Origin of the sequence: Nocardia sp. NPDC059154, from assembly GCF_042755705.1 — a bacterium.
Taxonomy (GTDB): domain Bacteria; phylum Actinomycetota; class Actinomycetes; order Mycobacteriales; family Mycobacteriaceae; genus Nocardia.
The window spans coordinates 30,245-42,623 of the sequence record NZ_JBHZCS010000075.1 but is presented as its reverse complement, the minus strand read 5'-3'; the positions used below and the strand labels follow the sequence as shown (position 1 = coordinate 42,623).

Here is a 12,379-nt window from a genome sequence, read left to right as displayed (position 1 = left end):
GTGGGGTCCACAGGCGGGGCCTGCGCCGGCGCCGGCGCATCGGCCTGGGCGGGGGCGGCCAGCACGCCGGCGGGGGTGAGAAGGGCCGCGGTGACGGCGAACGCGGCGAGGGTCTTCTTCGAATTCATCTGTGGCTCCATCGTTCTCGATCTCGGCGGGAGCAAGTATCGAACCCGGGCCGCAGCCACCGACAGCCCCAACAGTTGGGGTCGCCGCCGCCGAGGCAAAGTAAGTGAAGAGTAAATAGCTGAATCTGAGGATCGGGAGCTGAACATACCCGAGGATTGCGCACCGATTGCCCACTGATTACATGATCACCCTTGCGTCCACGCGCACCCGCTGCTCTACTAAGTGAATTTCAGATAGTGCAATCCCCGAGATGTGAGACATGGGAAGTCGCGTGTTGGTGGCGGGTGTCGGGATGATCCCGTTCACCACACCCCGCCGGACGCAGACCTACGACGTCATGGGCGAGCAGGCGGTGCGGGCCGCGTTGGCCGACGCGGGCATCGACTACGCGACGGTGCAGCAGGCGTATGCGGGGTGGGTGTACGGAGATTCGACGTCGGGGCAGGCGGCGCTCTACCGCGTAGGCGCCACCGGCATTCCCGTGATCAATGTCAACAACAACTGCTCGACCGGGTCGTCGGCGCTGTTCCTGGCGCGGCAGGCGATCGAGCACGGCATCGCGGATGTGGTGCTGGCCCTGGGGTTCGAGCAGATGCAGCGCGGCGCACTCGCCACTGCCTACACCGATCGGCCCAGCCCGTTCGACAGCTTCGACACCGTGGTTCACCGTCTCCAGGGCGAGGGCGACGCGCCCTTCGCGGCCCGATACTTCGGCGGCGCGGGCCGCGAATACGCCGACCGATACGGCATGGACCCGGCGGTGTTCGCGCGGATCGCGGTCAAGGCGCGCCGGCACGCGGCCGGCAATCCCAATGCGGTGTTCCGCGATCCAGTGACCGTCGAGGAGGTGCTGGCCTCCCCGCAGATCTACGGACCGCTCACCCGGCTGCAGTGCTGCCCGCCCACCTGCGGCGTCGGCCGCCGTCCTGGTCAGCGAAAACTACGCGCGCACACACGGTTTGCGCACCGACGTGGCGTTCACCGCGCAGGCCATGGTCACCGACACCGCCTCGACCTTCGACGGCGACTCGATGCTGTCGATCGTCGGCTACGACATGTCCCGGGCCGCCGCCCAGCAGGTCTATCAGCAGGCCGGCGTGGACCCCCTCGACATTCCGGTCGTGGAACTGCACGACTGCTTCACCACCAACGAGCTGCTCAGCTACGAGGCCCTCGGCCTGACCCCGGAGGGCACCGCCGAGAAGTTCATCGCCGACGGCGACAACACCTACGGCGGGCGGGTGGTCACCAACCCGTCCGGCGGGCTGCTGTCCAAGGGACACCCGCTCGGCGCGACCGGCCTGGCGCAGTGCGCCGAACTGGTCTGGCAGCTGCGCGGCCGGGCCGCCGCCCGGCAGGTCGAGGGTGCGCGAATCGCCCTGCAGCACAACATCGGCCTGGGCGGGGCGGCCGTCGTGACCCTCTACCAGAAGGTGGACTGAGCATGGCGCTGGATCCCGGTGTGATCGGCACCGTCACGCTCACCGGGACCGCGGTCGTCGCGCTCACCGGGCCCACCGTCACAGCGCTCTGACTTCTCACCTCCTCCGAAAGGTATTGCTCCATGGGAACTCTGGACAACAAGGTCGCCATCGTCTCCGGATCCGGGCGCGGCATCGGGCGCGAGATCGCCCTGAAGCTCGCCCGCGAGGGCGCGTCGGTCGTGGTCAACGACCTCGACGCCGAACCGGCCAAGGAGACCGTGGCCGCCATCGAGGCGGCCGGCGGCCGGCGCGGTGTACCTGCTGTGCAGCCCGGACTCCGACTACGTCAGCGGCCAGACCCTGGTCTGCGGCGGCGGATACATCTTCTAGCCGCGGGCGTCCGCGGCCGATCGGGCCGGGGGGGGGGGCCCCCCCCCGGGGGGGGGGGGGGGAACCCCCCCCCCCCCGCGCCCGCACCACCCCTCTGCCATGTCCTTTGAGAATTCCATAGCGTGACATGTCACCCGCCCGGTAGCCGCTCTCTGTCGATCCGACAGTGACCAGCTACCGGCTGAAACAACGAGCGGAGCGTCACCGAATTGACCGACACCAACTGCCGTTGCGCGAATTGCCGCAGCGAAGGCGAATACGAATACCGGACGGGCAAAGTGCCGGACGACTGCATTTACCGGGACTACAAACGGTGCCAGGGATGCGACTACTACGGACCCATCACGCACCCCGACCGACTGTGCACCCTCTGCGCCAATTCGCCCGCCTACAGCGTCCCGTGAAGGAAATGAAAGGAGCCCAACAATGAAATACCCGAACGCGAAAGGCATCGTAATTCTGTCCAACCCGACCGCCCTGGTCGAATCCCTGCCCGCCCAGCACGGGCAGCCCCTCGAGCCCCGCAGCCTCACCCTGATCCTGCTGCGCGACCTCCCCGGCGGATGGAAACAGGTCGAGAACGTCCACAGCTCTCGCCTCGAAACCCCCGACCGGTACGCGGTAACCGAGCTCACCTCCGGCTTCACCGGCAGCCACGCGATCGCAGTAGTCGTCGACCGCGACGCCGACGGCCCCGGAGACAGCGTCACCCTCCACGTCGACACCATCGCGCGCACCGACTACCAGCTCAGCGCCCGAGGCGTGCACCTCACCAACGCCTACGCCGCCCGCGCCGTCAGCCCCGGAAACCCGGTCTGGTCCCTGCGAACCGACGCCTATATCGGGCTGGTCCCCCGACACCGCCTCACCGAAACGCCCACTACCTACCTGTGTGCGCCCGACCTCATCAACTACCCCTCCACCCTCCAAACCCTCACCGCCTGAACCGCTCCCAGCCGCACGCCCCGGTAGTAACCGCCTACCGGGGCGTGCGCCCGAACCGAAAACCACGGAAAGGCAACACAACCCAATGAGCACCGACAACAGCGGGTGGGAAGTCATCCACACCTACAGCCGCGCGCAGGCCATCGCCGACGGAGTCCTCCACGACGTGAGCGAGCTCGCCAAAGAAGCCGGATTCAAACACCCGGTCGCGATCGCCGAACACGCCTGGGCCGACGCCATCGCCTGGGACAACGAAGGCAAACACGGCCAGTCCATCACCGGCCGCACCTGGGACGTCCTCATGATGGCGAAGCTCGCCGCGATGAACAACCGCAGCGCCTCGGCAATGGAATTCAAAGTGTTGCGCCTGGTCAACGGCAGCAACAGCACCAAGCCGCAGCCGGTCACCCTCTGCCTGCACTGCGGGCCCGGTGACACCGCCGCCCCGGTCCTGACCATCATGGCCCCGCGCGACATGTAACCACTCTCTTTCGGCAGGCACCCGGACACGGCCCGGGTGCCTGCACCACCGCGAGAAGGACCCCGGCATGAGCGCCCGATTCTTCGCCCTCACCACCGACGCCCACTCCCTTACCCTCACCGTCCTCGCCCGAGTAACCGAGAAGCGCGCCGAGGCCATCGCCGACGCGCTCCCCAAGCCCTACGCGATCACCAAGACCGGCCCCGCCGCCTGGGCCCTCACCCGGGACGGCAACCCGGTCCAACACATCACGATCGGCGAACCGCACCACGTCGTCACCCGCGTATGCGAATTGCAGCATTTCGGGAAAGGAGTCACCGCCACCACCTGCACCACGGTTCAAGGGTCCATGTGCCCCGGGGAAACGCACCACGTCTACGCGTGCGACGAATGCACCCCCACCCTCGCCGACACCATCGCCCACAACGCGAAGCACGGCGAGACCATCGACTATTTCCGCTCCGCCACGTTGGACGGAACCGAAATCGAAAACCTCACCGGCGCATAGCCGCCAAACCATCACAACAGCAAGGAGTACAGCAATGTCCAAGCGCCCCAGCATGTCCCAGATCCAGCAGTGGGTCTTCGACGGAGTGGCCGAAGCCCTCGACGGTTGCCAGGTCGAGACCGACGGCGAGTGCGAGCACGGCGAACCGTCCTGGCTCGTGCACCTGGAAATGATCTAGACCCCTGAAATCCCTGCCCCGGCCCAACGGCCGGGGCACCCACAGAGAGAACGCCCGCAATGAAGCAGCACCACACACGCGACGCCGGAACCTATCTCGCGTCCATTCCCGCCATGCTCACAACCACCCCGCCACCCGATTCCCTGATTCTCATCCTGACCGACCACAGCGGAATCCCTCAGCTGACCGTGCGCCACGGATTGCGCGAGTTCATTCAGCAGGCCCCTGGAACGCTGGCTGCGAAACTGCGCCTTGCCAAGGCAGATCGTGCGCTGATCGCGGTTGTCGCCGAGCAGGACCCCAACCGCGCCAGCGATCAAACCGACCAGCATGAAATCTTGTTGACGCTGTTGGCATCCGAGCTTGGGCGAGTCAATATCAAGATCAGCCAGGCATGGACGTTGCCGAAGTTCGAAGCCGGAGCGACGTGGCGCTCACTGATGAACGGCAATCACGGGGTACTCCCCGACCCCGCCAGCACCGTGCTCGCGGCCTCCAACGCCGCCAGCGGCCGCGTGGTCAACTACGACCGCGACGAGATCAAAGCCCGATTCACCCCCGATCCCGTCCGCTGCAACGCCGTGAACGCGGCGATCGAGCAGGCGGCGCACGCGCTGACCGCGCCCGACCTCAGCGAGCCCCGCGAGTTCGTCGCCCGCCTGGTCGCCGACTACGACGACGCCACCGGATTGCCGCCCAAGGACGCCGCCGAACTTGCTGCGCGACTGCGCAAACCGGCCATAGCTGATGTCTTCTTTCAGGACGCGGCCGCCCGCGCCGACCGCACCCGCGAACCCGTGTGGCTCGACGCGGCCCGGTGCATGACCGGCCGCCCCCGCGCCGTTGCCGCCACCCTCTACAGCTTCAGCGCCTACGTCAGCGGCGATGCCATCACCGCATCGGTCGCGATCACCGTCGCCCAGATCGAGGATCCCGGCTACGCGTTCGCGCGAATGCTTGACGCCGCCCTCCACGGTGGGTTCCCCCCGCAACAGGTCCGGCAGTTCTTCGCCAACCGCGCGTGAACCGCCACCACCTGCACGCCCGCGGCCCGCCCGTATCGCGCGCACCCCCGATCAACGCGACTGCACCAGCCGGTAACCGCCCGGCTGGCGCAGTCGCCCCAAAACCACTGCACCCAGGAGAAAACACCATGGACATCACCATCACCAGCATGGAATACCGCCGCGCCACCGGCCCGTTCGGCATCGAACGCAACGGCTACACCGCGACCTATAGCCGCGACGGCTACAGCTACAGCGTGTCCCAGCTCGAAGGCGAGCAGCCCGGATGGGGAATCGACAGCATGCTTGGACCCTATTCCCACCCCCACTTCGTGCACAGCTTCGGCGACCGACCCGCCCGCCCGGTCCCCGCCGACATCGCCGCCGAACTCAACACCCACCGAGACGCCGCCCGCACGGTGCGCCTGGACAACGCACCCGCCCTCATCGCGGCCGTGCCCTCCCTGCTCACCGCCCACGACCACACCAGCTTGACGCTCCCGGCCCTGATCGTTGCGTTGCTCATTCCCGCCGAACGCGGCTGGTGGACCGTCGAGCGGGTCGGCCTGTTCGACACCGGCCCGTTCGGCAGCTACGAATCCCGGCCCCTCACCGCGGATTCCGACGCCACCCGCACTGTCGCCCTGATCATCTATCCCGACTCCACTACCCGCGACCGCCACGGCGACCTCATCAGCCAACTCGACAGCGAATTCCAGGGCCACGGAATCCCGCTCGCGGCCAGCTACACCGCCACCAGCACCGCCCCCGGCGCGCCCGTCTGGTCGCTGGACAACCGCCACCGCCTCGGCACCGTCCCCACGCTGCCCACCCCGCAGGGAATCCCCATCTTCCAGGTAGCGACCCCCGCCATGGCGTACCCGCTGCCCATCGTGGCCCCCGCACGATGACCCGCCCCCACAGCCACCAGAAAGAGACGGAATCACCGATGAACAGCGAACTCTGCCACCACCTCCCGCCCGTCCCCGACCCCGCATGGGGCGACGGCTACGACTGGATGGCGAAGCTCACCGCACCGTGGAAGGAAGTAGCGGGAGACGGCGACATCCTCTACGGAGACTGGCCCTACGTCGTCGTCGCCTACGCCGACATCACCGCCGTGGCAGCCGACGACGGAACCGAGATCAGCCCCGACGTCTACGGACTCACCGTCTACACCGAGGGCGACATCAGCACCAGCGCGTTCCCCGGCCGCGAAGAACGCCGACGCTACGTGCGCAAGCACTACGGCCACCGCGACTGAATGCCCCCGACGTCCCCAGCCGCGCGGAGCCCGCCGCCCGCGCCCTGAAACCCCGGACACCACGAATGCCCCAGCTGGTAACCGCCCAGCTGGGGCATTCGCCGCCCATAGTAGCAGCACCGCGCCGCCGCCCCGCACGAGGGCCCGCGCCGAAAACGCACGCAGGCAACGGAACTCCGCTGCGCTCCGTGCACCCCTTCCCCGCCGGCCAGCTCCCAGCCCGGCCCGGACAGCCCTCCGACCGCCGGCGGGAACGTCCACCAAAACCACCGCGAGCAGCCCATCTCGCACGGGCCGCCGCACAGCCCCGAAACGCAAAAGGAGTACCCGAACCATGACATCCACGCCGCTGCGCCAGTTCACCAGCGCCGTCGCCACCGCACTCGGCGCGGACTGGCGCGCCGAATTCATCGACGCCAGCAACAACGACGCCTACCTCCTCGGCCCCGACCGTCAACGGCTACGCCTGACTCTCGCCCTCACCGACACCCAAGTACGGGTCAACATCCACGGCGAATTCGACGAGGACCTGCCCTCGGCGAAACACGGCCCGCACAAGGTGACCACCCGGCTCGGCGAACGCGCCGACGTAGTCGCGAACCAGATCCGCAACCACTTGATCGGCCCGAACTGCACCTACGCCTATGCCCTCGCCCAGGCGGTCGCCGCCGCCGCGCCCGCCGATGCCCACCCCACTCACACCCCAGAACCGGACAACCACACCATGCCCGTCGACCTGCGAACCTTCGGATTCGACCTCGCCTGCGCACTGACCACCACCACCGAGGAGGAATGGTCAGTGACCGCCAGCTCCGCCTACCCGTTCGGCGCGACCCTCATCGGCCCGGCCCCGCTGCGCATCGAGCTGCGCTTCGACACCGACCACGGCGACACCGTCCGCGCCACCGCCTCGCTGTGGGACACCGATCCGAGCCTCCACCCCTACCGAGACCCCAACCAGCCCAAACTATTCAAGACCGTCCTCAACCCGCATGCATCCGCGACGGATCTCGCCGACCAAGTACGCGACACGTTCCTCGACGGAGAAGACGGCCAACCCCACCACTACCGCGCGGCCGTCGCGGGCGCGCAGCAACGCAAAACCGCCGAAGAACAGACCGCCCGGGAACGCATCGCGCTCTCCGAATCCATGGCCCGCGAGACCTTCTCGGCGGCGATCACGGACAAACGGACCTCACCGACCACCGTCGAATACCCCTGCCTGCGTGCGTGGATCGGAATCGACACCGGCCGCCCGATCATCGACCCCGACGGCAAACCCAGCCCCGGAATACGCGTAGAGATCACCGCCCCCGACGACTACGAGGACGACATCACCGCCGCCGTGCGCCGCCTGCTCTCCAACATCCGCGACGCACACACCCACTGGCAGCCCACCCGCTGCGGCGGCCGCCGGCCCCCCCAGCGACCAACCCGCCAGGAACGAACACCCATCCCATCCAATCGGGGCCGGACACCAACCTGGTGTCCGGCCCCGAATTCGACCACCACCTCGAAACGGAGAACCCCACGCCCGTCGACCTGCGCACGCTCGGATTCGACCTCGCCGCCGAAATGGCCACCCGCACCGAAACCTGGTCGGTCGGCCCCAGCCCCACCAATCCCGCCGGCGTCGCCCTCATCGGGCCGCCCCCGCTGCGCATCGAACTGCGCCACCTACCCGACAACGCCGACACCGTGCGGGCGGTCGCCTCCCTGGCCGAGACCGACGACACCCTCCTCACCCACCGCGACGTCTACAAGCCGCACACCTTCACCACCGAGTTCAGCACCAGCGAACCAACCGACACCATCGCCAACAAAGTGCGCGCCGAAATCCTCGACGGAGAAGACGCCCACAGCGGATACCGCGACGCGGTCGCGACCGCCCAACACAACCACGCCGTCGCCGCGGCAATCGCCCGCGACGGTGTCGACCTCGCCGACGCCATCGCCCAGCGAATCAACACCGCGCACACCACCACACGGCTCGCACCGATCGCCTTCGAATACCGGTACGAGCGTGCCCGAGCAGCGTTCGACACCGGCCACCCGATTCGCACCTCAGACGGCCCACCGATCCCGGGCGTGCAGCTCTACATCACCCTCCCCTACGAATTCGCCGACCTGGCCGCCGACACCGTGAACGCGCTGTTCGAAAGCGTCTTCGACGCGCACCACCCGTAACCCGACAAGCCCCGTCCGGGCACCCGGTAGTAGCCGCCTACCGGGTGCCCACCACCCGCACCAACCCGAGGAGCCACCAGCAATGACCAGCAGCCCGATCCACCGCTACGCCACCCCCGACGACCTGCCGCCCGAGGTCCGCGACTCCATCGCCTGGCTACTCGAAGACACGCACCCGCGCGAGGAAGACGACTTCAACCAGCAGCTGGAATTCGGGCCCCCCGAACCCGGCAACGGCTACCTCCGCGCGTCGACCCTGCACCGATGGATGGGCCCACACAGCCCCATCGAACCCCAGCCCGCCCCACCGCAATTCGTCCGAACCGAACCCGAGTACAACCCACCGCTGCGCCTTATCCGCGACGCCTGAACCGACGCGCGCGCCCCACGGGTGCTGCCCGCGGTGGGCAGCACCCGCGCCCCCAGGGCGGCCCTCGCCGCCCGCCACGCAGACCAACACCGCCACGAAAGGACCAGCACCCCATGAACTCCCCCACCGCCCCCACGCCCCGCACCGCGCAGCGGTAGACGGCCATGGCCGTTCGATTCGGACCGAACCCACTGGTCAACAAGAAGATCAGCGGATGGGACATCCGACGATGCGAAGGCTACACACCAAAGGAGCCCGAAACCGCCACCACTTCAGCCCAGACCAGCAGCAATCCATACGACCGAGCCACGTTCTGCCGCACCACCATCGCGACCCACAAAGTCGTCTACCCGCAGGTACTCGGCGATCAGCCGAGCGCGGCTGTTGTCTACGTGTGCCGCGCCCACCTCGACCAAGCCCTCACCCAAGCCGAATGGGAACGCGAACACGCCAGAGAATACGAGGGACTCGACCTCGACGAACCCCAGGTCTACACCGTCACCATCGAAGCCGACCGCCGCGCATTCGATGGTAGCGGCTACCGGCACACCGAAACCCTCACCACTGCCGTAGAACTCGGCCTGTTCCCCACGAAGCACCCCGGCCCGAACCAGCACGACGCCGCGAACCCGTCGCCCGACCCCGACACGAACCGCCGCAACTCGAACTGTTCTGACCACGCCGACGCGCTCCGCGCGGCCACCCCCGACCACGGGCAACACCCAGCCCTCCCTCGACCGCCCGCCGGCGCCGACCACCAATCGGCCCGCGCCCGGCAACGCCCCGCGCACGCGCGGGAACCCGCGCCTGCGGCGCGGCTCCCACCCACCCGCCTACACCGCCAGAAACTCCCGCCACACCCCCGGCGGCGCAACACGTTCCGCACCCAACACCACACCCGTACCCGGCAACAACGCGTCGACCTGCTCCGCCGTCAAACACTCCCCCACCGGCGCAAGCGACACCGTCTCCGACACATCCGCCCACTCCCCCGCACGATCCACCGCCCGCACCCGGGCGACCCTCCCCTCCTCCACATACGCCACCGCCACCAAACCAGCGCGCACCCGCACCGGGATCACCGTCGGCCCCGCCGACAAACGCCGATCCCCCTCCCACACCGCATCCGGCGCGCCCGCGAACTCCGCGGCCAGGGCTTGCGCGCGCCGACGACTCCGATACACCACCAGCACCTCCTCCGGAAGCGACTCCCCGGGCGGTAACCCCAACTCCGGCAACATCTCTCGCGCCCACCCCACCGGAACGAACATCGCCTTCACCGCCTTGTGCGCCGCCACCGCGACCGCCACACCCTGCCCCAGCAGCTCGCGGACCTTCGCCAACCCCAACGGCACCTGCGACGCCGAGAACACCACCACCTCGTCCTCACCCGCCCCGCCCACCGCCGAACCGGTCACCGCCTCCCACAACCCGACCGGCACCAGCACCGCCTCCGCACGCCCCTCCCACGTCACCACCACCACATCCCCCGCCGACACCACCGCCTTGCGCGCCGCGGAAAACCCCGTCCGCAACTGCTCCGACGACCGCCACACCACAGCCACGACGCCCACCACCTCCCACAAACGGCGGCACCCGCGCAAGGACACCACGACCAACACAAACCCCCACATCGTAGAACCCCACGCCAGACACACCCCCCAAACCAGAACCCCACGCGGGCGCCGCATCCCAACCCACCACCACAAGCCTGGAGCTGCCGCGACACCAAGCCCTCCCGCCGGCCCGCAGCTCCCGCAGGCCCACCACCCAGCCAACCCACGCCCAATCACACCCCGCCCCAGCCCCACACAGCCGGCCGGCGCCGGGTCACCTCCCTCCGCGAGCTGCCGCTCGCGCGTCCTCCGGGCCCGACCGCATGTCGTGGCGGCGAACTCTCCGAATGGGCTTGTCGGGGCTATCACCGCGGGCGCAGACAGGTCAAGCGAAAAGCGTGCTTGACCTGCCCACACCCACGGTGATCGGAGACGCCCCAGCCCATCCGAAGAGTCCACCACCACGACCACCTCGGTCCGGCCCTCCCTCCGAAAAGACCACAAGACTCCACGCCCTGGCGGGCGTGCACGGGGGCCAGCCCCCGACACCCCCGCCCTCGCCGGGAGGCAGCCCAAGCCCAAGTGAGCCAAAAGCAAAAAACAACACCCCAGCCCAATAAATGAAGAGAAATACATCACGCCCCGTATATCCTCAAAAAGAAAAGCGAAAAACATGAGAATGATAAGCTATAGCTACAAGGTTGAAGGGAGCGAAAAGGGAAGGGGAGCCACCGGCTCCCGCGCCCGGACCACCCTTCTGACCGCGTTGTTTCTTAACTCCATAGCGTACGCAACGGCTTCCGCGAAGCCCCTGCACTGTCCCGCATTCGAGCGAGCGACCCGCCACTATTCGGGGTCGGACATGACCCAGGGTAAGGCTACTTCGCGGGAGCAACAGGCGAATTCATTCGAATGAAAATGGGAACGCACATGTCCATCAAAACCGCCAAATCCGAAATCGATTCCCGAACGCGCGAATTGCGCAACAAATTCGGACTCACCGACATTCGCGACCACGGGCTCCCCGTGGCCGCACTCAGCGTCGAAAACACCATCACGACCGGCCAACTCGCCCGCATCCTCGCCGCCGCCCACGACGCCATGCCCGACCAGCCGCCCACCGGGCCCGGCTTCACCCGCCTCACCCTGAGCACCCACCGCACCACCCGAGGAGTCCTCACCCCCGAACACTTCTCTCTCATCCTGCGCGCCACCCCCAACGGGGCCGTCACCGCGCTTGTCCTCGCCTAACCCACAAGGAGCGAAAACCCATGGCACTCAGCGCCATCACCCCCGGCACCACCACCCACAACACCATGCGGTGCGGCAACCACACCGTCACCATCCACAGCCGCGCACTCGACCCCCGCAACGACCAGACCGCCCGCCTCTACTGGGCCGAGACCGCCGAGGGCAACGTCATCGGGTCCTGGCACCCCGGCAAGCACTGGGCCACCCGCGACGCCCGCGTCTACTTCCGCCACATCCGCCGCGAACACGCCGCGTAACACCCGAAAGGACAACCCCCACAATGCAACTGATCACCTTCTCCCACACCAGCGCCTACCCCGACATGCTCCTGCCCTCCGGATTCCTCGCCACCACCCAGCTCGACAGCGGAGCCGTCCAGTTCCTCAGCCGCCTCGACACCGAAACGTTCTGGGTTGTCGACCACGTGGTGACCGCCATGGGCGAAGTGCTGTGGGACCACCCCTATGGCGCGCGCCACGGCCACACCAACCACGTTGCCGCCGCACCCATCAGCAACGAACTCAACCGGCACCTGCGGGCCTACCGCCACCCCCGCGCGCAGTTCCTGCGCCGCGCCGCCCTGCTCCCCTACAGCGCGCCGTTCCCCAACTAGCCACCACCCGACAGCAGCGGGGGGGGGGGCAAGGAGGGAGACGACCACCAGGGGCGCCCCACCCCCCACACAACCCAAA

General features: G+C 68.1%; 15 protein-coding genes and 2 pseudogenes. 14 read left to right on the top strand and 3 right to left on the bottom strand.

The annotated features are described in order from the left end of the window. The first annotated feature begins 388 nt into the window (after positions 1-388). From ACFXN1_RS42150 to ACFXN1_RS42110, 9 genes and pseudogenes are all read left to right on the top strand, one after another. A pseudogene (locus ACFXN1_RS42150) lies at positions 389-1,571 on the top strand (lipid-transfer protein). Between the two features lie 122 nt (positions 1,572-1,693). Further along, positions 1,694-1,861: pseudogene (locus ACFXN1_RS42145) on the top strand (SDR family NAD(P)-dependent oxidoreductase); the annotation flags it as partial. A 508-nt stretch (positions 1,862-2,369) separates the two neighbouring features. Next, positions 2,370-2,888 carry a hypothetical protein gene (locus ACFXN1_RS42140; protein ID WP_379446155.1) on the top strand — a complete coding sequence of 173 codons (519 nt, stop codon included), beginning with the start codon at positions 2,370-2,372 and terminating at the stop codon, positions 2,886-2,888. Between the two features lie 85 nt (positions 2,889-2,973). Beyond that, positions 2,974-3,369 carry a DUF6573 family protein gene (locus tag ACFXN1_RS42135; RefSeq protein WP_379446153.1) on the top strand — a complete coding sequence of 132 codons (396 nt, stop codon included), beginning with the start codon at positions 2,974-2,976 and terminating at the stop codon, positions 3,367-3,369. A 67-nt stretch (positions 3,370-3,436) separates the two neighbouring features. Continuing rightward, complete coding sequence (locus tag ACFXN1_RS42130; protein WP_379446152.1) at positions 3,437-3,877, top strand: hypothetical protein; 441 nt, start codon at positions 3,437-3,439, stop codon at positions 3,875-3,877. Positions 3,878-3,911: 34 nt separating this feature from the next. Next, positions 3,912-4,055: a hypothetical protein gene (locus tag ACFXN1_RS42125; RefSeq protein WP_379446151.1), complete on the top strand. Its 144-nt coding sequence runs from the start codon at positions 3,912-3,914 to the stop codon at positions 4,053-4,055. Positions 4,056-4,114: 59 nt separating this feature from the next. Then, positions 4,115-5,080 carry a DUF4192 domain-containing protein gene (locus ACFXN1_RS42120; protein WP_379446150.1) on the top strand — a complete coding sequence of 322 codons (966 nt, stop codon included), beginning with the start codon at positions 4,115-4,117 and terminating at the stop codon, positions 5,078-5,080. A gap of 128 nt (positions 5,081-5,208) precedes the next feature. Continuing rightward, entirely contained in the window at positions 5,209-5,970 is a 762-nt protein-coding gene (locus tag ACFXN1_RS42115; protein WP_379446149.1) for a DUF4192 family protein, read from the top strand. A gap of 38 nt (positions 5,971-6,008) precedes the next feature. Further along, positions 6,009-6,323: a hypothetical protein gene (locus ACFXN1_RS42110; RefSeq protein ID WP_379446147.1), complete on the top strand. Its 315-nt coding sequence runs from the start codon at positions 6,009-6,011 to the stop codon at positions 6,321-6,323. A 460-nt stretch (positions 6,324-6,783) separates the two neighbouring features. Here ACFXN1_RS42110 and ACFXN1_RS42105 read toward each other — a convergent pair whose 3' ends face one another. After that, positions 6,784-7,014 (bottom strand): hypothetical protein, encoded by a 231-nt coding sequence (locus ACFXN1_RS42105; RefSeq protein WP_379446146.1) that lies wholly within the window; start codon positions 7,012-7,014, stop codon positions 6,784-6,786. A gap of 794 nt (positions 7,015-7,808) precedes the next feature. Here ACFXN1_RS42105 and ACFXN1_RS42100 point away from each other — a divergent pair. Both ACFXN1_RS42100 and ACFXN1_RS42095 read left to right on the top strand, forming a co-directional pair. Beyond that, a complete protein-coding gene (locus ACFXN1_RS42100) occupies positions 7,809-8,510 on the top strand; it encodes a hypothetical protein (RefSeq protein WP_379463895.1) in 702 nt (233 codons plus the stop codon). Positions 8,511-8,592: 82 nt separating this feature from the next. Further along, entirely contained in the window at positions 8,593-8,880 is a 288-nt protein-coding gene (locus tag ACFXN1_RS42095) for a hypothetical protein (protein WP_379446144.1), read from the top strand. 272 nt (positions 8,881-9,152) lie between these two features. On the opposite strand, the gene ACFXN1_RS42090 is transcribed toward ACFXN1_RS42095, so the two are convergent. Both ACFXN1_RS42090 and ACFXN1_RS42085 read right to left on the bottom strand, forming a co-directional pair. Then, entirely contained in the window at positions 9,153-9,602 is a 450-nt protein-coding gene (locus ACFXN1_RS42090; RefSeq protein WP_379446143.1) for a hypothetical protein, read from the bottom strand. Between the two features lie 111 nt (positions 9,603-9,713). Further along, a complete protein-coding gene (locus tag ACFXN1_RS42085; RefSeq protein ID WP_379446142.1) occupies positions 9,714-10,445 on the bottom strand; it encodes a hypothetical protein in 732 nt (243 codons plus the stop codon). Positions 10,446-11,366: 921 nt separating this feature from the next. Between ACFXN1_RS42085 and ACFXN1_RS42080 the strand changes: the two genes are divergently transcribed. The 3 genes from ACFXN1_RS42080 to ACFXN1_RS42070 are packed head-to-tail and all read left to right on the top strand — an operon-like array spanning position 11,367 to position 12,300. Then, complete coding sequence (locus ACFXN1_RS42080; protein ID WP_379446141.1) at positions 11,367-11,687, top strand: hypothetical protein; 321 nt, start codon at positions 11,367-11,369, stop codon at positions 11,685-11,687. Positions 11,688-11,707: 20 nt separating this feature from the next. Beyond that, positions 11,708-11,944: a hypothetical protein gene (locus ACFXN1_RS42075; RefSeq protein WP_379446140.1), complete on the top strand. Its 237-nt coding sequence runs from the start codon at positions 11,708-11,710 to the stop codon at positions 11,942-11,944. A 23-nt stretch (positions 11,945-11,967) separates the two neighbouring features. Beyond that, positions 11,968-12,300: a hypothetical protein gene (locus ACFXN1_RS42070; RefSeq protein ID WP_379446139.1), complete on the top strand. Its 333-nt coding sequence runs from the start codon at positions 11,968-11,970 to the stop codon at positions 12,298-12,300. Positions 12,301-12,379 lie beyond the last annotated feature (79 nt).